The 23,501-nt window shown below is 73.0% G+C and carries 24 protein-coding genes and 1 pseudogene; 7 read left to right on the top strand and 18 right to left on the bottom strand.

Annotated elements, in window-relative coordinates; all coding sequences use genetic code 11:
* Window positions 1-4 precede the first annotated feature (4 nt).
* The 3 genes from AB0N90_RS30305 to AB0N90_RS30295 form a co-directional block, all read right to left on the bottom strand.
* Window positions 5-1,450: a hypothetical protein gene (locus AB0N90_RS30305; RefSeq protein WP_365202037.1), complete on the bottom strand. Its 1,446-nt coding sequence runs from the start codon at window positions 1,448-1,450 to the stop codon at window positions 5-7.
* 170 nt (window positions 1,451-1,620) lie between these two features.
* Entirely contained in the window at window positions 1,621-1,929 is a 309-nt protein-coding gene (locus AB0N90_RS30300) for a trypco2 family protein (RefSeq protein ID WP_365202035.1), read from the bottom strand.
* A gap of 87 nt (window positions 1,930-2,016) precedes the next feature.
* The gene (locus AB0N90_RS30295) at window positions 2,017-2,166 is read right to left on the bottom strand and encodes a hypothetical protein (RefSeq protein ID WP_365202033.1); all 150 of its coding nucleotides are present in this window, start codon (window positions 2,164-2,166) and stop codon (window positions 2,017-2,019) included.
* Between the two features lie 179 nt (window positions 2,167-2,345).
* On the opposite strand from AB0N90_RS30295, the gene AB0N90_RS30290 reads away from it, so the two are divergent.
* Window positions 2,346-3,005, top strand: coding sequence for a chaplin (locus AB0N90_RS30290; RefSeq protein ID WP_365202032.1), 660 nt, complete (start codon window positions 2,346-2,348; stop codon window positions 3,003-3,005).
* A 79-nt stretch (window positions 3,006-3,084) separates the two neighbouring features.
* On the opposite strand, the gene AB0N90_RS30285 is transcribed toward AB0N90_RS30290, so the two are convergent.
* On the bottom strand, window positions 3,085-3,882 hold the full coding sequence (locus tag AB0N90_RS30285) for a hypothetical protein (protein WP_365202030.1): 798 nt from the start codon (window positions 3,880-3,882) through the stop codon (window positions 3,085-3,087).
* A gap of 111 nt (window positions 3,883-3,993) precedes the next feature.
* A complete protein-coding gene (locus tag AB0N90_RS30280; protein WP_365202028.1) occupies window positions 3,994-4,428 on the bottom strand; it encodes a hypothetical protein in 435 nt (144 codons plus the stop codon).
* A gap of 200 nt (window positions 4,429-4,628) precedes the next feature.
* Between AB0N90_RS30280 and AB0N90_RS30275 the strand changes: the two genes are divergently transcribed.
* Window positions 4,629-6,731 carry a tetratricopeptide repeat protein gene (locus AB0N90_RS30275; protein ID WP_365202026.1) on the top strand — a complete coding sequence of 701 codons (2,103 nt, stop codon included), beginning with the start codon at window positions 4,629-4,631 and terminating at the stop codon, window positions 6,729-6,731.
* On the opposite strand, the gene AB0N90_RS30270 is transcribed toward AB0N90_RS30275, so the two are convergent.
* The 6 genes from AB0N90_RS30270 to AB0N90_RS30245 all read right to left on the bottom strand — a co-directional run bounded on the left by AB0N90_RS30270 (window position 6,689) and on the right by AB0N90_RS30245 (window position 12,800).
* Window positions 6,689-7,282, bottom strand: a complete 594-nt coding sequence (locus AB0N90_RS30270) for a hypothetical protein (RefSeq protein WP_365202024.1) — start codon at window positions 7,280-7,282, stop codon at window positions 6,689-6,691. The genes AB0N90_RS30275 and AB0N90_RS30270 overlap by 43 nt on opposite strands.
* Window positions 7,279-8,502: a hypothetical protein gene (locus AB0N90_RS30265; protein ID WP_365202022.1), complete on the bottom strand. Its 1,224-nt coding sequence runs from the start codon at window positions 8,500-8,502 to the stop codon at window positions 7,279-7,281. Before AB0N90_RS30265 ends, AB0N90_RS30270 begins: the two co-directional genes overlap by 4 nt.
* A gap of 170 nt (window positions 8,503-8,672) precedes the next feature.
* Window positions 8,673-9,200 carry an NUDIX hydrolase family protein gene (locus AB0N90_RS30260; protein WP_037657374.1) on the bottom strand — a complete coding sequence of 176 codons (528 nt, stop codon included), beginning with the start codon at window positions 9,198-9,200 and terminating at the stop codon, window positions 8,673-8,675.
* Window positions 9,201-9,216: 16 nt separating this feature from the next.
* Complete coding sequence (locus AB0N90_RS30255) at window positions 9,217-10,392, bottom strand: amidohydrolase family protein (RefSeq protein WP_365202020.1); 1,176 nt, start codon at window positions 10,390-10,392, stop codon at window positions 9,217-9,219.
* Window positions 10,393-10,394: 2 nt separating this feature from the next.
* Entirely contained in the window at window positions 10,395-11,798 is a 1,404-nt protein-coding gene (locus AB0N90_RS30250) for a glutamine synthetase family protein (protein ID WP_365202019.1), read from the bottom strand.
* A gap of 186 nt (window positions 11,799-11,984) precedes the next feature.
* Window positions 11,985-12,800, bottom strand: coding sequence for an SAM-dependent methyltransferase (locus AB0N90_RS30245; protein WP_365202017.1), 816 nt, complete (start codon window positions 12,798-12,800; stop codon window positions 11,985-11,987).
* 162 nt (window positions 12,801-12,962) lie between these two features.
* On the opposite strand from AB0N90_RS30245, the gene AB0N90_RS30240 reads away from it, so the two are divergent.
* On the top strand, window positions 12,963-13,817 hold the full coding sequence (locus tag AB0N90_RS30240; protein WP_365202015.1) for a Cof-type HAD-IIB family hydrolase: 855 nt from the start codon (window positions 12,963-12,965) through the stop codon (window positions 13,815-13,817).
* Between the two features lie 36 nt (window positions 13,818-13,853).
* Here the strand turns inward: AB0N90_RS30240 and AB0N90_RS30235 are convergent, their stop codons facing one another.
* The 5 genes and pseudogenes from AB0N90_RS30235 to AB0N90_RS30215 all read right to left on the bottom strand — a co-directional run bounded on the left by AB0N90_RS30235 (window position 13,854) and on the right by AB0N90_RS30215 (window position 16,895).
* The gene (locus tag AB0N90_RS30235) at window positions 13,854-14,657 is read right to left on the bottom strand and encodes an SAM-dependent methyltransferase (RefSeq protein WP_365202013.1); all 804 of its coding nucleotides are present in this window, start codon (window positions 14,655-14,657) and stop codon (window positions 13,854-13,856) included.
* Between the two features lie 44 nt (window positions 14,658-14,701).
* Window positions 14,702-15,040: pseudogene (locus AB0N90_RS30230) on the bottom strand (endonuclease); the annotation flags it as partial.
* 20 nt (window positions 15,041-15,060) lie between these two features.
* The gene (locus AB0N90_RS30225) at window positions 15,061-15,405 is read right to left on the bottom strand and encodes a DUF3140 domain-containing protein (RefSeq protein WP_361675953.1); all 345 of its coding nucleotides are present in this window, start codon (window positions 15,403-15,405) and stop codon (window positions 15,061-15,063) included.
* A gap of 45 nt (window positions 15,406-15,450) precedes the next feature.
* Window positions 15,451-15,927 carry a DNA starvation/stationary phase protection protein gene (locus tag AB0N90_RS30220; protein WP_365202105.1) on the bottom strand — a complete coding sequence of 159 codons (477 nt, stop codon included), beginning with the start codon at window positions 15,925-15,927 and terminating at the stop codon, window positions 15,451-15,453.
* 143 nt (window positions 15,928-16,070) lie between these two features.
* Window positions 16,071-16,895, bottom strand: coding sequence for a lysophospholipase (locus AB0N90_RS30215; RefSeq protein ID WP_365202012.1), 825 nt, complete (start codon window positions 16,893-16,895; stop codon window positions 16,071-16,073).
* A gap of 155 nt (window positions 16,896-17,050) precedes the next feature.
* Between AB0N90_RS30215 and AB0N90_RS30210 the strand changes: the two genes are divergently transcribed.
* The 3 genes from AB0N90_RS30210 to AB0N90_RS30200 all read left to right on the top strand — a co-directional run bounded on the left by AB0N90_RS30210 (window position 17,051) and on the right by AB0N90_RS30200 (window position 20,695).
* Window positions 17,051-18,238, top strand: coding sequence for a thiolase family protein (locus AB0N90_RS30210; RefSeq protein WP_365202010.1), 1,188 nt, complete (start codon window positions 17,051-17,053; stop codon window positions 18,236-18,238).
* Window positions 18,239-18,351: 113 nt separating this feature from the next.
* Window positions 18,352-19,860: a long-chain fatty acid--CoA ligase gene (locus tag AB0N90_RS30205; protein WP_365202008.1), complete on the top strand. Its 1,509-nt coding sequence runs from the start codon at window positions 18,352-18,354 to the stop codon at window positions 19,858-19,860.
* A 55-nt stretch (window positions 19,861-19,915) separates the two neighbouring features.
* The gene (locus AB0N90_RS30200) at window positions 19,916-20,695 is read left to right on the top strand and encodes a sulfite exporter TauE/SafE family protein (RefSeq protein ID WP_365202007.1); all 780 of its coding nucleotides are present in this window, start codon (window positions 19,916-19,918) and stop codon (window positions 20,693-20,695) included.
* Here the strand turns inward: AB0N90_RS30200 and AB0N90_RS30195 are convergent.
* Complete coding sequence (locus tag AB0N90_RS30195; protein ID WP_365202005.1) at window positions 20,692-21,603, bottom strand: oxidoreductase; 912 nt, start codon at window positions 21,601-21,603, stop codon at window positions 20,692-20,694. The two genes, AB0N90_RS30200 and AB0N90_RS30195, sit on opposite strands and share 4 nt — an antisense overlap.
* A gap of 196 nt (window positions 21,604-21,799) precedes the next feature.
* Here AB0N90_RS30195 and AB0N90_RS30190 point away from each other — a divergent pair, with 196 nt between their 5' ends.
* Window positions 21,800-22,591, top strand: coding sequence for a cobalt-precorrin-6A reductase (locus AB0N90_RS30190; protein ID WP_365202003.1), 792 nt, complete (start codon window positions 21,800-21,802; stop codon window positions 22,589-22,591).
* A gap of 35 nt (window positions 22,592-22,626) precedes the next feature.
* Here AB0N90_RS30190 and cobF read toward each other — a convergent pair whose 3' ends face one another.
* Complete coding sequence (gene cobF, locus AB0N90_RS30185; protein ID WP_365202001.1) at window positions 22,627-23,400, bottom strand: precorrin-6A synthase (deacetylating); 774 nt, start codon at window positions 23,398-23,400, stop codon at window positions 22,627-22,629.
* Between the last annotated feature and the right edge of the window lie 101 nt (window positions 23,401-23,501).

Below are 23,501 nucleotides of genomic sequence, written 5' to 3'. Positions count from 1 at the left end.
CGCCTCACGGCTTCACCGGCACATGCGCGGGCCCCGGTGGCTCGGGCTTGCGCTCCGGATCGTCGAGCAGGATCGCCAGATGGCGCCCCACATGGTTGTCCCACCCCTCCGGCCCCATGGCCAGTGCCTCCTTGCGCCAACGTCCGGTCCGCTCCAGCAGCCCGGCCAGCCCCCGGTCCTGCACGATCTCGGCCACCGCCTCCTTGAACGCGGGATCCGAGCAGTCGCCGCGGTGCCAGATCATGGCCGGAACTCCCGCCCGCAGCCCCGCCAGATACTCCTGGCGGCTGGTGGCGGAGTCCGTGCCGGGCGGCTCGCTGAGGACCAGGCACACGGCCTGCTCGTCCTCCTTCAGCTCCCGCTCCAGATGGAAGTGCGAGTGGCCGGGGCGGTTCCAGTAGGAGTGCGTCTCCGCCGGACGCTCCTTGAACTGGCGCCACTTGTTGTGCCACGGCCGGTGCCACGCGGCCTTGCGCAGGCGTTCGAAACTGCGGATGAGGACCGTGTAGTCCATGACCAGGGGAGTGGGCGAGGCGGAGTCCGCCTCCTTGTGCCACCACTCGACCGGTTCCCCCAACAGCTCCCACGGCAGGATGAATTCGAGTACGACGGGTTGCCGCAGGTCCGACCAGCGTTCCTCGGTCTGCTCGATGAGCGTGTCCACCTCGGCCGGCAGATCGTCGCGGTGCAGATGCAGCGTCTCGCCCGGGAGGGGGTGCCAGCTCTCCGCGTCCGACTGGCGCCAGTGGGAGAGGTAGTAGCGGTCCGGGTCGACGCCGTCCGGCTCGAACTGGATCATCAGATAGGCGGGCATCAGCGAGGCGGGCTGATCGGTGATGCTGTCGTGCTGCCACTCGGCCATCTGGTCCTCGAAGCCCCAGACGCGGGCCTGTGCGCGGTTCCAGCGGCGCAGCCGCTCGGCGGCCTCCCGCAGTCCGTCCTCGACCAGCTGGTCCGCGGCCAGCGACAGAAAGGCCATGCTCACGGGCAGTTCCCGCGCCGCCGAGTTGCCGCCGGCCAGGCGTAAGAACACCGCCCAGCCGGTGTCGCACCAGGCGGGCAGCTCCTGGGTGCGGGAGCGGCTGGCCCGGCGCGCCATCGCGGCGAGCGCGGCCGAGGAGCGCAGTTCCGTCAGGTCGGGGCGCAGCGGGTGCAGATCGGCGCCGTCGAAGAAGTCGACCGCCTCCCACTCGTCCACCAGACGGCGCAGCGCCAGCACGGTGACGGACTGCTCCTCCACATAGCCGAGGCAGCGCACCAGACAGGGCAGCCCGTCGGGGATCCGCGCGCACACCTCCACGAGCTGGAGCAGATACGGGCGCAGCGTCCTGTTCTGCAACGGTTCGACGGGCGCGCCCAGTTCCTGGCTCAGCATGGTCACCAGCAGGTCGGCACTGGTCGGGTGCCGCAGGGTGGCCGATTCCTGGAGCACGTCGACGACTTTGGCCACCAATTCGTTGCGAACCCGCGCGGGGTTCCGCCCTTCCACCCCCGTGACCTCCGATCGTCACCTGCCGCCGGTTCTCTCCCACCGGCGGTGCCGACCAGCGTACGGCCACCCGTCCCGCCACGGCAGGGTGTCGGAACGGCGGAACGGCCGTACCGCCTCGGCGCTTTCCGTCAGCGCTCTCCCTCTTCTTCCTCCCCCGAGATCAGCACCTTCACGTGTGTGCCGTCCGGCGCGACGAGTTTCGGGTGCAGGGCGAGGCGGATCCGGTGGGTGCGCGAGGTCTCCGACTGTCCCTCGGCACCGGCCTCCACCACCCAGAACCGCACCTTGCCGCCCGCCCCGCCCTTGCGGCTCACCACGACATCCGCCTCGACCTCGACGGTCCCGAGCTCGAACCGCACCACCCCGGCCGGACCTTCGCTCAGGGCGGCGTTCAGCTCCTGGCCCAACTCCCTGATCATTTCCGCCAGTTCGATCACATGGCGATCCTATCGGGGTGGGCCGCCCCCGTGGAGGCTGAAAGGGCGTCGGGCCATGGACCGCGACGTGGTGGTGGTCGGCCCGGATCAGCCGTTGGAGACGCAGACCGCCCAGGTCCGCACCCCTTCGGAGCTCTGTGCGTACCAGCCGCTGAGGTCGCCCAGGGGGACGCTGCTGGTGGCCGGAGCGGTGCCGCTGAAGCCGCCGCCACCCAACGTGCCGCGCCCGGCTCGCAAGTAGTACGACTATGACGGCGCCCCGGCGCCATGAGGACCAGCGATCGTGGCATATACCGGCCGAATGATTGACAAGCCATAACTCACCTGTTTTTCCCCGCGTTTACCTCCGTGCGGGCGAGTGCCCGCGCTTGATTCCGGAAGGCAGGGAACCGATGAAACGGGTTACCCGAAACGGTGTGATCGCCCTCGCGGCCGCCTCGGGCGCGATCGCTGTGGCGGGGCCGGTGTACGCCGACTCCACGGCGGACGGGGCCGCGGTCGGCTCGCCGGGGCTGATCTCCGGCAACGGGATCCAGCTCCCGGTGCACATCCCGGTGAACGTGTGCGGGGACACGGTGAACGTGGTGGGGCTCCTCAACCCCGCGATGGGCAACAGCTGCGCCAACACGGGCGGCGGCACCGCGAAGGGCGGCTCCGCCAACGGGGGCGGGGCCACGGCCGCCTCGGCGGAGAAGGGTTCGCCGGGCGCGGTGTCGGGCAACGGCATCCAGCTGCCGATCGATCTGCCGGTGAACATCAGCGGCGACAGCGTCAACGTGGTGGGGCTCCTCAACCCCGTCTTCGGCAACCACTCCGAGAACACGTCGAGCACCCACGCCACGCAGCCGGTGACGCCGCCGCGGGTCACCCCGCCGGCGCACACCACGCCCCCGGCGCACCCGCGGGTGCCGCCCGCGCGCACGGCCCCCGAGCCGCCCGCGACCGTGCACCGGCCGACGGGCACCCTCGCCCACACCGGCGCCGACGGCACCCTGACGGCCGCCTTCGCGGGTGCCGCCTCGCTGGTCGGCGGCGCGGCCCTGTACCGGCGCTTCCGCGCGGGCGCCACGCGCTGATCCACACCGCTCGGCACAGCCGGAAGGCCCCCGCGGGACTCTCCCACGGGGGCCTTCCGGTCAGCGGTGGAGGCGATCGTCAGACGGCGGTCCCGCTGTCCCGCCGCGACACCGCGAGGAACGCCACGAACGCGATGATCGCCACGGTCCACGACAGCGTGACCGGGCCGAGGCCCCAGCCGAGACCGCCCCGCGCGGTCGGATCGGCCATCCAGTCCGCGAGGGACGCGCCGAGCGGGCGCGTGATGACGTACGCCGCCCAGAACGCGGTCACCGCGCCGAGGACGCCGCCGCGGTGGGCGAGGGCCGGGACCGCGATGGCCACCGCGAACAGGACGGCCGAGCCCAGGTAGCCGAGGCCGACGCTCGCGGTGAGATCGCCCGCCGCGGTGCCGAGGGCGAAGGTGGCGAGCACGGCCGCCCAGTAGAAGCCCTCGCGGCGCCGGTTGCGCACGGTGTGGATCGACAGGGTGCGCTCGCTCGCGTACCAGAGCGCGAAGACGGCCGCGAGGGCGATGAGGAAGAGCGGGGTGGACAGGGTGTACGGCACACCGAGGCCGACATGGAGCACGTCCGCGGCCATGGTGCCGAACACACTGACCATGACGATGGCCGTCCAGTAGATCCACGCCACGTACCGGCGGACGGCGAACTGGAGCACGAGCGCGGCGGCGAACGCGAGACCGCCGAGGCCGACCGCGGGGATCGGGCCGAGCACCTTGGCGAGCAGGTCGGAGGCGGTCTCGCCCATGCCGGTGGTGAGGACCTTGACGATCCAGAAGTAGCCGGTGACCTCCGGCACCTTGCTCGCGCTCTCGCGCAGGCGCGCGCGTACGGGGCTGCCGGGCCGGTGATCGAGGACGTGCTCTGTGCTCATGCCCCGCACCCTCGCACGCGCGCGACACCCGCCCCCAGCCCCCTTTGCCATTGTTTTTGTCGCTTCTCGTGCGACTGTTGACCGCGTCTTACCGAACCCAAGGGCAATCGGTCAGTCGTCGGCCGGGGACGTCCCGAAGGTGATGCCCGTGAAGTCGCGCCCCTGGATCACCGGTGCCGAGAACGTGCCGCCCGAGATGGAGTTGTGGACGTCCCCGCCGGTGCGGGAGACCCGCCGGGCCGCCTCGTCCCAGCGCCGCAGCCGCTCCTCGAACTCCGCGTCGGCGGCGGCCCGTCGGTGCAGTACGACACTCAGCGCCCGCGCCGCCGCGACGTCGCCCGGATCCCGGGCCAGCCTGGCCAGCTCCGCCTCTCCCGAACCCTCCGGCGCGGCTCCCTCCGGTTCGGAACCCTCCGGCGCCGATCCCTCCGGTACCACCGCGCCGCCGCGCCGGAACGGGCGTCGTACCAACTCCCCGAGCCCCGTCCACGCCTGGCGGCCCAGCTCCCCGCCGGCCCCTCCCGCCAGAGCCGTCAGCAACCCCATCGACACCGGATCCATGCGCGACATCCCCCGTCCCGTCCCGTCCTTGTGGCCCCCTCCACTGTGCGGGCCGCACGTGCCGCCTTCAAGAGCGCCGGGAAGCGCCACGGTGGCCGGGAATGAGCGGCTGCCGCATACGGCATGCCGTCTCAGGGGTAGAGCCCGGTGACAGATGAATATGACAACGGGCGGGGGAGAAACGGATGGGAGCGACGGAAGACGGCGGCCGGGACGGCGGGGTCGGCAACAGCATCGCGAGCGGCACCTTCTCGGGACCGGTGGTCCAGGCCCGAGACGTCCATGTGCACATGCCGGCGAAGGCGCCCCTGCCGGTGCCCCGGCAACTCCTCCCCGTGCCACATCACTTCACCGACCGGGCCGATGAACTCGCGGAACTCAACGACCTGTTGACCAGCGCGGACGACCCGGGGACCGGGCCCCCGCTGATCGTGGTCAACGGCCCGGCCGGGATCGGCAAGACCGCGCTGGTCTCCCGCTGGCTGCGCACCCACGAAGCGGCCTTCCCCGACGGCCAGTTGTACGCCGACCTGTACGGCCACGCCGCCGAGGGACCTGCGGACCCGGCCGAGGTGCTCGGACAGTTCCTGCGGGCCCTCGGGATCGCCGCCCCACCCGCCGGACTGGCCGAACAGGCCTCGCTGTGGCGGACGGTGACGGCGCGGCTCCGGGTCGCCGTCATGCTGGACAGCGCCTTCACCGCGGCACAGATCCGGCCGTTGCTGCCCGGCGGCTCCGGCGCCCTCGTGGTCGTGACCAGCCGGCAGCGGCTGACCGGACTGCGCCTGGACGGAGCCGCGTTCTTCCGCCTTGACGCGCTCGATCCCGCCGCCGGTCTCGAACTGCTCACCCGCGGCGTCGGCGCGGACCGCGTGGCGGGCGAACGCGGCGCCGTGGAACAGGTCGTGGAGCTGTGCGCCGGGGTCCCCCTGGCGGTGTGCCTGGCGGCGGCCCGGCTCGCCGCCCGCCCCCGGCAGCCCATCGCCGCCCTGGCGGATTCCCTCGCGCCGGACGCCGACCGGCTGGCCGCACTGGAAGTGGAAGGGGAGATCACGGTGAGCAAGGCACTGGACGCGTCGTACGCGGTGCTGGACCCGCGGGCCGCCCGTCTCTACCGCACGCTGGGCACGCTCCCCGTGCCCACCTTCGACACCCGCACCGCGGCGGCCGGCTCCGCCGAGAGCGAGCAGTGGGCGGAACGCCGGCTCGACGAACTGATCGAGGCCAACCTGGTCGAGGACATCGGCCCCGACACCTTCCGCTTCCACGATCTCGTCCGGGTCCACGCCCGCTCCTGCGCCGAGACCCACGACAGCGAGGACGCCCGGACCGAGGCGCTACGACGCGTCGCCGACTGGTATCTGCGCACGACCACCGCCGCCGAACAGCTCATCACCCCCGCCCAGTTCACCCTCCCGAGAACCTACGCCCACCCGTCCCCGCTGCCCGCGCCGTTCACGGCGGAGAAGGGGGCACTGGACTGGCTCGACGCCCACCGCCACCACCTCATGGCCCTGCTGCGCGCCGCCGCCGGACGGGGCTGGCACGCCACCGCCTGGCAACTGGTCGACGCCATGTGGCCGTTGTTCCTCCGGCTGCGCTACTACGACCTGTGGGCCGAGGCGCACACCATCGGCCTGGCGGCCGCCCGCGCCGACGGACACGCCGAGGCCGAACGCCAGATGCTCAACTCGGGCGCCATCGGCCTGTCCGCCGCGGGCCGTGTCGAAGAGGCCGCCGACTGGTACACCCGGTCCCTGGAAGCCGCCCGCGCCGCCGGTGACGTCCGAGACGAGGGGCAGGCCCATCTCGGGCTCGGCAGCTGCCGCATGGCCGCCGGCCGGCTGGAGGAGGCCGTGCGCCAGCTGGATCTCGCCGTGCGGGTCTGGCAGGAGTGCGGCTATCGCCGGGGCGTCGCGCTCGCCGGGATCCTGCTCGGCGAGACCGCCCTGCGCCGAGGCGACCCGGGCACGGCGATCCCGCTCTTCGAGGAGGCCCGGCGGATCCTGATCGAGGTGGCCGACCCGCACGACGCGAACCGGGCCCTGGCCTTCCTCGGCCGCGCCCATGCCCAGGGCGGCGAACACGCCCTGGGCACGGCGGAGTTGACCGAGGCGCTGCAGGTGTTCCGTGCCTCGGGCGCCCTGCACTGGCAGGCCCGCACCCTGGAGATGCTGGGGCACGGCGCGCAGGAGCAGGGCGCCGACACGGAGGCCCGCGCCTACTTCGCCGAGGCCCGCTCCCGCTACGAGATCACCAGCCCCGCCGACGCGCGCCGCCTGGAGTGAGCGCACGCCCCCGCCGCCGTACGGCCACCCGCGGCGGCCTGCCGCAGGGGCCGTACATACGCCAGCTCGGCGAGCGAACGGCCCCCGACCAGCCACGCGTGCAGACAGGACGCCAGCAGTGGCTGATCGGGACCGACGGCCTCCGCCACGACCCGCGGCCCGCCGCCCCGCTCACCGGCGGCCGCGCCCGCGAGGGCCAGCCAGCCGCCCCCGGACAGGGGCACCGCGGCGAGCGCGCACCACGGATGGCGCGCCGCCACCCCGGTCAGCCAGTGTGCCGCCGCCGCCGGCGGCCGCGGCCGTACCCCGTACAGCACATCGGCGCAGGCCAGCCGGCGGTTCTCGGGGGCCGCCTCGGCGTTCACGGCGCAGTGCTCGTCACCCTCCGGCAACGCCCGTGCCCCGGACCGGACCTGACCGGCCTCGGCGATCACCTCCCCACCGGACCGCGCCGCCCCCATGCGCACCCGCAGCACCGGCCCCACCCAGTGACCGGGCCCGGCCGCCTCCCCCTGCGGGGACAGCAGCCGTACGACGACCAGGCCGCTCATGCCGGCACCTCCTGCCCCGCCGCCGGCCAGGCGCTCAGCGGCCCCGGTGCCGGGAGCTGGGCCGCGACCGGTGGATGGGCGGGCTGTCCGAGCCCGAGGGTCCGGTACAGCAGCCGCCGCATATTGCGGTGGAAGCGCCCCGGCTCCGAGGTGATGCGCGCGCTGATCGCCGTGTACTCCTCGCGCCGGTACTCGGCGGCCGCGTACCGGAGTTGGTCGGCCAGCGGATGCACCGGCGACAGCGCGGGCGCGGTCAGGGCGAGGGTGGCGGCCGGGGAGGCGGGGTTGATGTCCCCCGCGGGCGAGGAGGCGAGCAGGATCGGTGCCGGGGTGAGTGTCCCGTACAGGGTGACCGAGCCGTGGTCGCCGATGATCCAGTCCGCGGCGATCAGCACACTGCGCCACTCCGCCTCCGGCGGCAGCAGCGAGATGCCCAGCCGGGCGCAGCGCCGCAGCCAGGACCGCACCTGCCAGGCGCCGTGTCCCGACCACACGTTCGGGTGGGCGAGGACGACGCAGCGGTACTCGTCGCCGGGCAGTTCGGACAGCAGCCGGGGCAGCAGGGACTCGAACCGGCCGAACGAGGACCGCGCGCCCCAGGTGGACGCGACCACCACCAGCTTCTGCGACCCGCGCAGCCCGAGGGCCGCGCGGTAGCGCTCGCGCAGCGGCAGGCTGACGGACATCCGGTCGTACACCGGATCCCCGACGACATGGGCGAGCGGCACCGCCTCCGGGCACTGGCGGGCCAGTTCCGCGAGGTCGGCGTGGTGCGGCATGACCAGCGCCGCGGGTAACTTCCCGCCGGGCGCGAGGTCCGTACGGCGCAGCCCGGCCACCCCGGGTTCGGTGGCCGACGGGACGAGTTTGAGATACGCGGCGCCGTGCGGCAGCGTGATCAGCGGCGCCGACAGCTGTTCGACGCCCTTCGGACCCGCCGCCACCGCCACGTCGAAGGGCAGCCGGACCGCCTCCTCCCACGGCAGCACCGCACAGCCGAGCCGCTCCAGGAAGCGCGGCACCTCGTCGCCGAAGACGTGCGGCGGCGCGGTGAACGCCACCTGGACGCGGAAGTCGTCGTCGACCAGCGACAGGATGTCGACCAGTCGTTTCGCATAGGTGATCGTGTGCGCGACGGTCAGGACCGTCCGGCGGCCGACCAGAGTCCGCCATTCCCTGCCGGTGGCCGATGGATCGGCCTGAGAACCCAATGCCGACACGATGTACCCCCGATGTCTCTCGCGAGTGCCCCTGCGGGCCGTTGCCCAGGCTCTGCCCGGGCCCACCGGACGAAAGCCTTGCGGCGACCTTGCAGAAACCTGGCAGGGGTACGGAGGAGACGGGATCCGGTGCCGGGCGCGGTTCGCCCGCCCCGGCACCGGACCGGGGGTCAGAACACCAGGCCCACGTGGGCCAGTGCCTGCTTCAGCAGCGCGCCGTGACCGCCCGGCATCTCGCTCTGCAGCACCTCCGAGGCCGCCTCCTGGGGGCTGAACCAGACCAGGTCCAGGGCGTCCTGGCGGGGCCGGCAGTCACCGGTGACCGGGACGACATAGGCGAGCGACACCGCGTGCTGGCGCGGGTCGTGGTACGGGGTGATGCCCACCGTCGGGAAGTACTCGGCCACGGTGAAGGGCTGGAGCGAGGCCGGGATCCGGGGCAGGGCCACCGGGCCGAGGTCCTTCTCCAGATGGCGCAGCAGCGCGTCGCGGACCCGCTCGTGGTGCAGCACCCGCCCGGAGACCAGGGTCCGGCTGACCGTTCCGTCCGGGCCGATCCGCAACAGCAGTCCGATGCTGGTGACTTCGCCGCTGTCGTCGACCCGCACGGGCACGGCCTCGACGTACAGGATCGGCATCCGGGCCCTGGCCATCTCCAGCTCGTCCGAGGTCAGCCAGCCGGGCGTGGTATCGGTCATGTCAGACATTGCTTGATCATACTTTCCGGGTGGGGCGGCCGCGGGGGTCGCGGACCGGTTCGGATACGGGCGGTCCATAGAGCCGGCGGGCGTTGTCGCGGCCCGTCCAGGACGCGATCCGCAGGGCGTCGGACAGGGACAACTCATCGGCCTCCACACGACGTCGCAGCAACTCGGCGAGGCCCTGACGAAAACACAGGGCGCCCAGGTGATGGAACTCCGCCACACCGTAGGCGTCCGAGCTGTACAGCAGTTTGCGGAACGGGGTGATCTCCAGGGCCTCGGCCAGCACCACCCCTGCCCGGGTGGGGCCGGTCTGATGCAGGGCGAGCCCCACATCCAGGTACACCCGCTCGAACACCGCGGCCAGATAGGCGGCCTGGCGGTGATAGGGCCAGCAGTGCAGCAGCAGCACGGGGACGGTGCCGGCGATCCGGTGCAGCCAGTCGGTGAGCAGCGCGGGATCGGCCCGGTGCAGCCGTACGTCCGCGTCCCCGAAACCGGTGTGCAGCTGGAGCGGCAGGCCCAGGTCGACGGCGGTCCACAGCAGTTGCCGTTCCAGGACCGGGTCCGCGAGGCGGCCGCCGGCGGTGAGCCAGCGCCGCGCCGCCAGGGTCACCTCGGCGTCCGAGGGCCGCTCCGGATCGAGGGCGAACCCGGTGCGATAGGCGGCCACCGACTTCACCGCCACCACCCCCGGCCGCCGCACCGCCTCCTCGGCCGCCGCGCGGAAGGCGGCCGCGTACTCGCCCGCCTCCACACCCCGCGCCGCCACCTCCTCGGCGATGTGCTCCAGACGGACGACCTCGCAGGCGGCGGCGCCGGACGCCTGCGCCAACTCGGCGGGGGAGGTGAGCGGTTGCGGGGCGTAGCCGGTGTCCACGCAGTACGTCCCGACACCGGCCGCCGTCAGGAAACGGCGGTTCACCTCCCGCCACCCCAGCTCCGCACGCCGGGCCACATACGCGTCCGGCGGGGCGTGCCGGGGCAGGTCCAGCAGGGGAGCGCAGTGCCGTCGTACGGCGATGCCCACCGGACTGTCGAACGGCGAGACGCCGGGCCACGCCTCGCCCTCGGTGAGCAGCGACTCGAACCCCTCGAAGGACAGGTCGGTCATCGTCGCGCCATGGCAGTGGTGGTCCACCAACTCCAGTGCGGCCAGCGCCTCGTGGACCGGCCCGGCGGCGGCCATGGTCAGTACGTCCAGCGGTAGGCCGCCGCCACCCGCTCGTCGTCCAGCCCCTCGGCGGCGGCCGCCTCACCGAGCCGTACGGCGCTCACCGCGTCCGCGAGGACCGGGCCGAGCGCGGCCCGCAGCACCTCGTCCGCGCGGAACTCCCCCGCCGCCTCGGCCAGGGTGGTCGGCAGCCGTCGTACGCCGAGCTTCGCCGCCGCCTCCGCGTCGTAGCGCGCCGGGTCGCCGGTGATCTCCTCGGGCAGCGGGCGCTGCCCCGCGAGTCCGTCGAGTCCCGCGGCGATCAGACAGCCGAGCGTGAGATAGGGGTTGGCGGCCAGGTCGACAGGTTTCACCTCCAGGTTGGCCTCCTGCCGCTGCCGGCCCGCGCTGCCGGTGACCAGCCGCAGCGCCGCCTCCCGGGTCTCGCGGCCCCACGCGGTGAAGACGCCCGCCCACTGGGAGGGCCGCAGCCGCAGATAGCTGGCCGGACTGGGCGCGTTGATCGCGGTCAGCGCGGGCAGACGGGCCAGGATCCCGGCCGCGAAGGACTCCGCGTCCGGCGTCAGGCCGTACCGGCGCTCCCCGCCCGCGTGCAGATTGACGCCGTCGCGCCAGCAGGACAGATGCACATGGCCGCCGTTGCCGACGCTCCCGGCGAGGACCGCGGGCGAGAACGACACCCGCAGCCCGTGCCGCTGGGCGAGGGCCCGGATCGTCTGGCGCACCAGCACACTGCGGTCGGCCGCCGCGACCGGGTCCAGGGCGCCCGCCGACAGCTCGAACTGCCCGGCCGCGTACTCGGGATGGACCTGGTCGACATCCACGTCCTGGGCGTCGAGCGCCGCCAGCAGATCGGCGAGGAAGTCGCCCAGCTCCACCTGGCGGATCGCGCCGTACGCCGGTCCGGACACCGCGGGCACGAACTCCCCGGCGGGCGCGGAGCCGAGCCCGAGGGCCCACTCGATCTCGAACGCCGCCTTGAAGGTGAGGCCGTACCGCTCGGCCGCCTCGGTGACCATGCGGCGCAGGAAGGTGCGGGCGCAGCCGGGGTGCCGCTCGCCCTCCTGGGTGATCCGGTCCACCGGCGCCCACGCCCAGCCGGGCTGCCCGGCCAGCGCCACCAGCTGGTCCAGGTCGGGGTAGAGCCGGAGGTCGCCGTCGGGGGAGCCGAGGACATCGGTGCTGACGATCGAGTCGTCGGCCAGGAAGGTGTCGAACACCGGGGACATCCCGACGCCCCAGGAGACGGCGGCCTCCAGCCGGGCCGTGGGGACGGTCTTCACCCGGGTGACGCCCGCCGTGTCCACATACGCGAGGACGATGCCGCGCACGTCCTGCGCGGCCAGTGCGGTGGTGAGGGCGGCGACCCGCCGCAGATCGGCCGGACGGCCGCCGGGCACGGGATCGGCGAGAGTGGTCATACGTGTCCTTTGCGGGCGGGGCCCGGTGGGGGCGGTCGGTTCAGTGGGGGTGGTCGGTGCGGGTGGGGGAGTGTCCTCGGGTCCGCTTCCCGAGGGGCGCGCCGATGCCCGCCGCGTGGGCGTCGGCGCTTCACGGCATCAGCGCTTCACGGTGCCAGCGCTTCACTGGATCAGCCCTTCACGGTGTCAGCGCTTCACGGCGACCGCGCCGAACTGCGGGACCGGCGCGGCGCCCGGCCCGGCGCGCCACTGGGAGCAGGGCACCAGGCCCGGCTCCACCAGGTCGAGGCCGTCGGCGTCCTGGAGGAAGGAGGCGATCTCGGCGCGGCTGCGGGCGGTGATCGGCGGGGTGGCGTGGGCGTTCCAGAACTCCATCGCGGCGACATTGCCCGCGCCGCCCACCTCGGCGTCGGTGGTGGGGTGGGTGAGCACCAGATGGCTGCCGGTGGGCAGCGCCGCCATCAGGCGCCGCACGATGTCGAGGGCCTCGCCGGTGTCCAGGACGAAGTTGAGGATGCCCAGCAGCATCAGCGCGACCGGCCGCTCCAGATCGAGCGTGTCGGCGGCGCGCCGCAGGATGGTGTCGGGGTCGTGCACATCGGCGTCCACGTAGTCCGTGACGCCCTCGGGGGAGCTGGTGAGCAGCGAACGGGCGTGCACCAGCACGATCGGATCGTTGTCGACGTACACCACCCGGGACTCGGGGGCGAGGCGCTGCGCGATCTCATGGGTGTTCTCCACGGTCGGCAGACCGGTGCCCACGTCCAGGAACTGCCGTATGCCCTGCCCGGCCACGAGGTGGCGCACCGCGCGCGCGAGGAACTCCCGGTCCGCGCGGGCCACCTCCCGGATCACCGGGAACATCCCGGCGACATGCTCGCCGACCCGCTGGTCGACCTCGTAGTTGTCGCGGCCGCCGATCCAGTAGTTCCACACCCGGGCGTTGTGCGCCACGGATGTGTCCAGCCGCGCTCCGGTGGTCACAGCGTCACCGTCGGTCACGTCTTTCGCCCCTCTTCCGTGCGGGTGCCCGCCGTCATTGTGCCGCCGGGTGATCGCCCTGTCCCGGGAACCGCGCACGGTCGGCGGTTCGGGGTGGCTCGGGGACGTTCTCCCCCATGAGGGACACTGGACGAGTACCCTGACCCCGGCCGGAAGCAGGACATGCCCGCCATACCCATGCCCCTCCTCGATGTGCCCGGCCTCCCGGCGGGCCCCGCGGACATCCGGCTGATCGTCACCGACATGGACGGCACCCTGCTGGACAGCGACAAGCGGATCCCAACCGGCCTGTGGCCGATGCTCGCCGAACTGCGCGGGCGCGGGGTGCTGTTCAGCCCCGCGAGCGGCCGCCAGTACGCCACGCTGGCCCGGCAGTTCGCGGAGGTCGCCGAGGGCATGGTCTTCATCGCCGAGAACGGCACCTATGTGGTCCGCGACGGCGTCGAACTCAGCTCCGACCCGCTGGCGCGGGCGACCGCGGCCGGGGTCGCGCAGGCGGTACGGCGGCTGAACGCGGCCGGCGGTGACGCGGGCGCCGTGGTCTGCGGCAAGCGGGCGGCCTATGTGGAGCGGAGCGACGAGGCGTTCCTCGCCGAGGTGCGCCGCTACTACGTCGAGCACCGCGTCGTCGACGACGTCACGGCGGTGGACGACGACTTCATCAAGGTCGCGGTCTTCGATTTCCACTCCGCCGCACGCTCCGCCGCCCCCGCGCTCGCCCCCTTCGCGGACACCCACCAGGTCGTGGTCTCCGGCGAGCACTGGGTGGACGTCATGAATCGCACCGCCGACAAGGGCGCCGCGCTGCGCGCCCTCCAGCGGACCCTGGGCATCACCCCGGCCCAGACCATGGTCTTCGGCGACTACCTCAACGACCTGGAGATGATGGACGCGGCGCAGTGGTCCTTCGCCATGTCCAACGCCCACCCGGACGTCATCGCGCGCGCCCGCCATCTGGCCCCGTCCAACGACGAGAACGGTGTCCTGCGGACGATCTCCCGGGTTCTCGGGCTGTAAGCCGTCGGTGGCCCGGTGGCCCGGTGGCCCGGTGGCTCAGCTCGCTGTTTTGCGGGCCACCGCGCCGTACAGGGAGATGGGCCGGTCGCCGTCCGGGGCCTGTTCGGGACGCCACTCGGCGACCGGCACGACACCCGGCTCCAGCAGCTCAAGTCCCTTGAAGAAGACGCCCACTTGGTCCCGGGAGCGGGCGACCAGGGTCACCCCGCCCGCGGCGTAGGCGGCGATGCCCTTCGCCACGTTCTCCGGTTCGAAGTCGCCCGTCATCATCGACAGCACCAGGCAACTGCCCGGCGCCAGCGCGTCCATGAGCGCCGCGACCATCTCATGGGGGCCGTCCTCGTCGGCGACGAAGTGCAGCAGGGCGATCAGCGAGAGGGCGACCGGGCGGTCGAAGTCCAATACGGCGGCGGCCCGTTCGAGGATGGACCCGGGCTCCCGGGCGTCGGCCTGGATGTACTCCGTCACGCCCTCGGGGGTGCCGCGCAGCAGCGCGCCCGCGTGGGCCAGCACGATCGGATCGTTGTCGGCGTAGACCACCCGCGCGTCCGGCGTCACCGACTGGGCGATCTGATGAAGATTGGGCTCGGTGGGTATGCCGGTGCCGATGTCCAGGAACTGGGTGATGCCGTCCTCGGCCAGCGCCCGGGTGGCCCGGCGCATGAACGCCCGGTTGGCGCGCGCCCCGCGCAGGGCGCCGTCGTCGATGGCCGCGATCCGACGGCCCAGCGCCTCGTCGACGGGGTAGTTGTCCTTGCCGCCGAGAAACCAGTCGTACACCCGCGCCGGATGCGGCCGTGTGGTGTCGATGTACGGCGTGATCGGCTCGGTCCCCGTCATGTGCTGCCCTCCGCTCGAAACGAACGCAGAGCAGCCTGGCACGATCACGCGGCGCGCTGGAGGCAGTCCTCGGCCACGTCCTTGTCGAGCGCCGCCCGCACCAACGCGGCGGCCGGCACGGCCGGTTCGGTGTCCCCGGCCGGCCTGGTCAGCTTCTCCGGGTCCTTCGGCAGGCCGAGCCGGCCCGCGCCGTCCAGGGCCTTGCCGTCCAGACAGGGGCCGACTTCCGGCCAGACGCGCTGCGCCTCGCGCAGAAAGATGTCCGCGCCGGCCGGACCGACCCCCGGCTCCTCCTGAAGCAGCCGCTTCAGCTCCCCGGTGTCGCCGCCCGCCTCCTCGTGCAGCCGGCGCAGACCACCGCTCCAGCGCTCGCCCAACAGCTCGCCGCCGTATCCTGCCGCCACTACGGCTTGAGCGGATCGTGGCCCAGCGTCATCAGCCGGTGCCGCCGCCGGGTGTCCTCCGGGGTCCGCTCCGGTTCCGGCTCGTCCGCCATGTCCACCAGGTCACCGACGGTGTCGACGACCTTGTACATCACGCGGACGTCGTCGTCGGTGAGATCGGTGCGGCGCTTCTGGAGGATCGCGAGGACGTGCCGGCCGGTCGCGCTGCCCGCCTCGTCGGGCAGCGGCTCCGTCCGCTCGTCGGCGTCGCGGACCCTGAGCCAGGCCGCGAGCTCCGCCGACGTCATGTTCACCACGCGGTGGAAGTCCTCCCACAGCGCCTCGGTCTCCAGGGCGTCGGCCATGGGGCTCCCCTTTCGCTCCGGGACGGGTGTCAGTGCGTCAGTGCGTCAGTGCGACTGGTTCTCCGCCGCGAACATCCACCGCTCCTTCTCCAGGTCGGCGGTGATGGTGATCAGCAGGTCCTGCGTCACCGGATCGGCCTTCTCGGTGGCCGTGATCCGCTCGCGCAGCCGTCCGATGGCCGCCTCCAGGGCCGAGACCATCAGCTCGACCACCTCGGTGTCCCGCAGCCAGCCGTCCTTGGCGCCGGGCAGCGCGAAGGTCGCCGCGATCGTCTCGGGCCGGCCGTCCGGCGAGACGCCCAGCGCGGCGGCACGCTCGGCGACCGTGTCGGAGTGGGCACGGGCCGTCGCCACCACCTCGTCCAGCTGGAGGTGGATCGAGCGGAACCGGGGACCCACGATGTTCCAGTGCGCCTGCTTCCCGACCAGCGACAGACCCAGCAGATCCACCAGGGTGTCCTGGAGCGCGGGCGCGGTGACGCCGAGGGCCTTCTCGGGCAGCGTGCTCTTCACCACGGTCATGGTGCCTACGTCCCCTTTCATCAGCGTCGTACGCCTTGTGCGAGCGACGTACGATCTCGTCCGAAAGGGCGGGTGCCCCGTGTTCGGGGGCGCAAACAGCCCTGCTCAGCGGGCCGGTGCCGGGTCCCGGCGGGGGTGTGGCCTCAGCGGGCGAGCACCCGGTCCAAGAACCGCGTCACCTCCGCGAACGCCTCCTCCTTCACCGTCTCGTGGAACACTTCGTGCCGCGCCCCGGGGAAGATCCGCTCGGTGAGGTCGCCGCCGATGAGATCGCCGCCGGCGAGCCGCTCGACACCGGGGCGGCTCCCGGTCAGCGGCACCAGCCGGTCGTCGTCCCCGTGCAGCCACAGCACCGGCAGCCCGGCCACGTCACCGCCCGCGGCGACGGCGTCCAGGGTCCGTGTGAACGCCTGGAGGGTGGGCCGCTTCATCGGCCCGTGCCAGACCAGCGGATCGGCGGCGTACGCGGCGCCCACCGCCGGATCGCGGGAGAGCGCGCCCGGACTGATCGGCGTGTCCGGGATCTCCGGCAGCGCCAGCAGCCGCCCCGGCAGCTCCCAGGCGCCGATCACCGGCCCGGACAGGATCAGCGCGGCGAGCTCCGGGCGGTGCAGCTGCGCGTAGCGGGCCGCGATCAGCCCGCCCATGGAGTGGCCGACCAGGACCAGCGGCAGCCCCGGATGCGCGGCACGGGCGAGATCGGCCACGGCGCGCACATCGGCGACCACGTCCTCGAAGTCCTCGATCAGCACCCGCTCACCGGCCGAGCGCCCGTGCCCCATGTGGTCGGGTGCGTACCCGGCGGCACCGTGCCCGGTGAGGACGGCGGCGAGCCCGTCGTACCGGCCCGCGTGCTCGCCGTACCCGTGCACCAGCAGGGCGAGGAAGCGGGGCGCGGGATGCTCCCACTCGCGGACGGCGAGTTCGCCGCGGGTGCCGTCGACGACATGCGCGCGAACGTGGGGCATCTCTCCTCCAACTGGCTCGGTACGGTTCGGGAGGATCTTCCCAGGGGGGCGCTCCCGGGTCTATAGTCCAAAACTAGCAGTGCTAATTAAGAGCTGTTCCGGTCCGCTGATCCACACCGTCTGATCCACACCGTCGTAGGTCAGGAGTCGAAGCCGTGCGTCCCGTCCACTTCGCGGCAGCCCGCCGTACCCCCATCGGCAAGCTGCGTGGCGCCCTCTCGTCCGTCCGGCCCGACGATCTTGCGGCGGCCGTGATCCGCCAACTGGTCGCCGAGGTGCCCACGCTCGACCCCGCCCGCATCGACGACGTCTACTGGGGCGCCGCCAACCAGGCGGGCGAGGACAATCGCAACGTCGCCCGGATGGCCGCCCTGCTCGCGGGCCTGCCCGAGTCCGTGCCCGGCGCCACCGTCAACCGGCTGTGCGCCTCCGGCCTCGAAGCCGTCACCACGGCCGCCCGCACCATCGCCGCGGGCGAGGCCGACATCGTGATCGCCGGCGGCTCCGAGTCCATGAGCCGCGCCCCCTTCGTGCTGCCCCGCCCCGACGAGGCCCTGCCGCACCGCATGGAGACCTTCGACACCCGGCTCGGCTGGCGTCTGACCAACCCCGCCATGAAGGACCTGCACGGCGTGCTCGCCATGGGCGAGACCGCCGAGGAGGTCGCCACCCGGCACGGCATCTCCCGTGAGCGGCAGGACGAGTTCGCACTGCGCAGCCATCAACTCGCCGCCGCCGCCCGCAAGAACGGCCTGTTCGCGGACGAGATCCTGCCCGTCGAACGCCCCGACGGCATCGTGGTCGAGCAGGACGAGTGCATCCGCGAGGACACCTCCCTGGAGAAGCTGGCCCGCCTCAAGCCGGTCTACCGCGCGGGCGGCACGGTCACCGCGGGCAACACCTCGCCGATGAACGACGGCGCCGCGGGTCTGCTCCTGGTCAGCGAGGAGGCCCTCGGCGAACTGGGCCTGGAGTCCCTCGGCCGGTATGTCGCCGGTGCCTCCGCGGGCGTCCACCCCGACGTCATGGGCATCGGACCGGTGCCCGCCACCCGCAAGGTGCTCGCGCGGGCCGGGTGGGAGGTCGCCGACCTCCAGGAGGCCGAGTTCAACGAGGCGTTCGCCGCCCAGGTCCTCGCCTGCGTCGACCAGCTCGGCATCGACCCCGGCCTGATCAACCCCACCGGCGGCGCCCTCGCCCTCGGCCACCCCCTCGGCTCCTCCGGCGCCCGCATCCTGACCACCCTGCTGCACCGCATGCGCCGCACCGGCGCCGAGCGCGGCCTCGCCACCATGTGCGTGGGCGTGGGCCAGGGCAGCGCGGTGCTGGTCGAGAGGCACTAGCTACCATCCGACGCGGGAATCCCTCCGGTGACCACGGGGGATTCCCGCGGAGGGAACGACCGTACGACCGGTTCGGCGCGCCGAGCCACAGCAAGGAAACGGAGCCGCACTCCATGGCAACCCTGTCCGTCGCCGCCATCCTGGCCGAGAACGCCAGGCGCCGCCCCGCCAAGACCGCACTCGTGGAAGGGGAGCGGCGGCTGAGCTTCGGCGACGCCTGGCAGGCGGCGCTGGCCCAGGCGGGCGCGCTCACCGGCCTCGGCGTACGACCGGGCGACCGGGTCGCCCTCATGGCCCCGAACACCACGGAGTTCCCGCTCGCCTACTACGCCGTCGCCGCGGCCGGCGGTGTCGTCGTCCCCGTCCATCTGCTGCTGTCCCCGGGCGAGATCGAGCACGTCCTCAAGGACAGCGGCGCCACCCTGCTCCTCGTCCACCCGGCGCAGGCCGTCGCGGGCCGCGCCGCGGCCGACGCCCTCGGCGTCCGCGTGGTCACCCTGGGCGCGGAGTTCGACGCCCTCGCCGCCGCGGCCGAGCCGCCGGCGACGTACGCCACCCGGGCCGCCGACGACCCGGCCGTGATCCTCTACACCAGCGGCACCACCGGCGTCCCCAAGGGCGCCGTGCTCAGCCACTTCAACCTGGTGATGAACGCGACCGTCTGCGCCTTCGACGCCAACGACGTCCGCCCCGACGACATCGCCCTCGGCGCGCTGCCCCTCTTCCACGCGTTCGGGCAGACCGTCTCGCTCAACTCCACCTGGCGGGCGGGCGCCACGCTGGTGCTGCTGCCCCGGTTCGACGCGGCCCGCGCGATCGAGCTGATGGTGAAGGAGAACATCAACACCTTCCACGGCGTGCCCACCATGTTCGTCGCGCTCGCGGCGGCCGCCGCGGACGCCGATGTGCTGCCCGAGCTGCGGGTGTGCATCTCCGGCGGCGCCTCGCTGCCCGTCGCCGTCCTCGAACGCTTCGAGGCCGCGTTCGGCGCGCGGATCTACGAGGGGTACGGCCTGTCGGAGACCTCGCCGACGGCCACCGTCAACCAGCCGGACTTCGGCACCAGGGCCGGCACCATCGGCCATCCGCTGTGGGGCGTCGACGCGGAGATCGCGCGTGCCGAGGTGGAGGGCCGGATCGAACTGCTGCCGCCCGGCGAGCTGGGCGAGGTCGTCATCCGCGGCCACAACGTCTTCTCCGGCTACCTCGGCCGCCCGGAGGCCACCGCCGAGGCCCTGGTCGACGGCTGGTTCCGCACCGGCGACCTCGGCACCAAGGACGAGCAGGGCTTCCTGACGATCGTCGACCGCAAGAAGGACGTCATCATCCGCGGCGGCTACAACGTCTACCCGCGCGAGGTCGAGGAGGTCCTGGTACGGCACCCCGGCATCGCCCAGGTCGCCGTCATCGGCCTGCCCGACGAGCTGCACGGCGAGGAGGTCTGCGCGATCGTCGTCCCGGCACCCGGCGGCGACCTCGACGCCACCGCCGTCATCGAGTGGTCCAAGGAGCACCTCGGCCGCCACAAGTACCCGCGGCGCGTGGAGTTCGCCGAGGAACTGCCGCTCGGCCCCAGCATGAAGGTGCTCAAGCGGGAGCTGCGGACGCGGTACGCGGGCTGACGGTACGGGGGGCCCGTGTGCGGGACCGATGCGCACGCATAGCATCGGTCCCCGCATGAACATGATGACGCTCTGGCACATATCCGGCTGGGAGTTCGCCGCCCTCGCCCTCGCGGCCCTGCTCGTGGGCTTCTCCAAGACCGCGGTGAGCGGCGCCAACACGATCAGCCTCGCCGTCTTCGCGGCGATCCTGCCCGCCCGCGCCTCCACCGGCGTCCTGCTGCCCCTCCTGATCGCCGGGGACGTGCTCGCTGTCCTCACCTACCGGCGGCACGCCCACTGGCCCACCCTGTGGCGGCTGTTCCCGGCCGTCGCGGTCGGCGTGGTGATCGGCACGCTGTTCCTGATGTGGGCCGACGACGGGATCGTACGGACCTCGATCGGCGCGATCCTGCTGCTGATGACCGGCGTCACCCTGTGGCGCCGGCGCCGGGAGAGCGCGGGCGCGGACGAGGCGCCGGACGCGGTGACGACCTCCGCCGGCCGCCTGAAGGCCCGCTCCTACGGCGTACTCGGCGGCTTCACCACGATGGTCGCCAACGCGGGCGGCCCCGTGATGTCCATGTACCTCCTCTCGGCCGGCTTCCGGAAACTGGGCTTCCTCGGCACCTCGGCCTTCTTCTTCCTCATCGTCAACGTCTCCAAGGTCCCCTTCAGCGCCGCCCTCGGCCTGATCGACACCCGCTCCCTGCTCCTCGACGCCACGCTGGTGCTCTTCGTCGCCCCCGGCGCCCTGCTCGGCCGCTGGGCCGTGCACCGGATCAACCAGCGGCTCTTCGACCGGCTGGTGATCGCGGCGACGGTGGTGGGCGGACTCCAGCTGCTGGTGGGCTAGCCCTCTGCGGCCTTCTCACCGGGTGCGTCGAGCAGGGCCAGATCCTCCTCGGTCAGCCGCAGGGCTCCGGCGGCGATGTTCTCCGTGAGGTGGGCCGGGTCGGTGGTGCCGGGGATGGCCAGCACATGCGGACCGCGGTGCAGGGTCCAGGCGAGCCGCACCTGGGCGGGCGTGGCGTCATGGGCGCGCGCGACGGAACGGACCCGTGCGTCGCCCTCCTGCCCCGCGGCCGCCTCGCGGCGCAGCCCGGAGACCGCGAAGAACGGGACGAAGGCGATGCCCCGTTCCCCGCACAGGTCCACCAGACCGCTCTCGTCGGCGCGGCGCCAGTCCAGGCCGTAGGAGTTCTGCACACAGACCACGGGCGCGATCGCCAGGGCCTCGGCCACATGCTCGGGGCGGACGTTCGAGAGTCCGAGGTGCCGGATCAGGCCCGCCCGGCGCAACTCGGCCAGAGCGCCGAAGTGTTCGGCGATCGACTCCAGGCCGGGGCCGTTGCGGCGCAGGTTCACCACATCCAGCTGGTCCCGGCCGAGCTGGCGCAGATTCTCCTCGACCTGGCCGCGCAGCTCGTCGGGGCGCGCCATGGACAGCCACTCACCACCGGCGTCGCGCCCGGGCCCGACCTTGGTCGCCACGACCACCTCGCCGCGCCAGCCGGTGAGGGCTCGGTTGATCAGCTCGTTCGCGGACCGCAGCGGCGAGAAGTAGAAGGCGGCCGTGTCGATGTGGTCGACCCCCAGCTCGAACGCGCGGTGCAGCAGGGCGACGGCGGCGGCACGGTCGATCGGCGCGCCGTCGGAGTTCCCCATCATTCCGTTGCCGGTCAGCCGCATCGCGCCGTAGCCGACACGGTTCACCTCCAGATCTCCGAGCGTCCAGGTACCTGCCGCCGCCGCTGTGTTCACCCTGCTCCTCGGGCCGTGTGCCGATCAGGTCCTGGAGTATGAGGTGTCCGCGGCCCGCCGCGACAGGGCGATCGGCCCGGCGAAAAGTCACATCCGGCACGGGAACCATCCCCGCCCGCCCGGCCGTTGACCCTCCTGCGAGGGGACGGCCCGGCACGCGTTTCCCCACCCCTTGACCTGCCGATACGCTCACCTCATGCCCGCACCGTCCCCGCAGCCCCCGCGACGCCATGTCCTCGTCCTGGGCGGCACCGCCGAGGCCCGCCGCCTCGCCGCCACCCTGGCCGCGCACCCCGCTGGGATCCGGGTGACCACCTCCCTGGCCGGACGGACCGCCCGGCCGAAGGCACCGGCGGGGGAGGTACGGATCGGGGGCTTCGGGGGAGCCGAGGGGCTGGCGCAGTGGCTGCGGGCACACCAGGTGGACGCGCTGGTCGACGCCACCCACCCCTTCGCCGAGTCGATCACCGCGAACGCGGCCCGCGCGGCGGCGGCCACCGGAGTCCCGCTGGTCGTCCTGCGCCGCCCCGGCTGGCTGCCCGTCCCGGGCGACCGCTGGTACGACGTCCCGTCCCTGGCCGCGGCCGCCGAGGCGCTGCCCGGCCTGGGCGACCGGGTGTTCCTCACCACCGGGCGCCTCGGCCTGGCCGCCTTCGCCTATCTGACTGACCAGCACTTCCTGGTGCGCTCGGTGGAACGACCGGAACCCCCGCTGCCCCCGCACACCGAAGTCCTCCTCGCACGCGGCCCGTTCACCGTCGCCGACGAACGGGAACTGCTGCGGGCGCACCGCATCGAGGTCCTGGTCACCAAGGACAGCGGCGGCGAGGCCACGGCGGCGAAACTCACGGCCGCCAGGGAACTCGGCCTGCCGGTGCTGGTCGTACGCCGCCCGGCGCTACCGGACGGAGCGCCGGCCGTACCCGATGTGGCGGGGGTGCTGCGCCGACTGGGCCTCGCCCCGGACGGAACCGGTCAGGCCGAGTAGGCCGAGGCGCCAACCGCAGCACCGCCTGAACCGGGCTACCGCTCCCCGGGGTTCCGCCGCAGCAGATACGTGTCCATGATCCACCCCTTGCGCTCCCGGGCCTGCGCCCGCACCCGCTCGATCTCGGGGCCCGCCTCGGCGAGCGGGCCGGAGACGAGGATCTCGTCCGGGGTGCCTATGTAGGCGCCCCAGTAGATGTCGATGTCCTCGTCCGCGTAGTGCCGGAAGGACTGGTGGGCGTCGAGCATCACGACCACGTCGTCCACCCCCTCCGGAAAGCCCTCGGCGAGCCGCCGCCCGGTGGTGATCTGCACGGGCCGGGCCACCCGGTTCAGGCCGGTGCGATGGCGGGCGACCAGCGCGGAGACGCTGCTGACACCGGGCACCACGTCGTATGCGAAGGAGACCGCGCCCCGCGCCAGCACCTCGTCCAGGATCCCGATCGTGCTGTCGTACAGCGCCGGATCGCCCCACACCAGGAACGCGCCGGTCTCGTCGTCGCCCAACTCCTCGACGATCATCCGCTCGTAGATACCGGCGCGGGCGCTGCGCCAGTCCCCGACGGCCGGTGAGTACGCCGTCCCGCCCGCCTTGCGGTCCCGCTCCGGGTCCCGGGCCTCGACCACCCGGTACGAGCCCTCGGGCAGATGTGCGTCCAATATGTCCAGGCGGAGCCGGGTGAGATCGCTCTTCTCCTCGCCCTTGTCGAGCAGGAAGAACACGTCCGTGCCGCGCAGCGCCCGCACCGCCTGGAGGGTCAGCTGCTCGGGGTCGCCCGCGCCGATACCGATGACATGAATCTCTCGCACGCCACCGAGTCTGCCGTACGCCACTGACAACGCGACCACCGGCTCCGGGCGGGCGGCGGCGGACAGGTCATCGGCCAGGACATCGGCGGCCGCTCGGGAGT

The sequence above is a fragment of the Streptomyces sp. NPDC093018 genome (assembly GCF_040684035.1).
GTDB classification, from domain to species: domain Bacteria; phylum Actinomycetota; class Actinomycetes; order Streptomycetales; family Streptomycetaceae; genus Streptomyces; species Streptomyces murinus.
The sequence above is the reverse complement of the archived record's forward strand: the minus strand, read 5'-3'. Positions and strand labels throughout refer to the sequence as shown.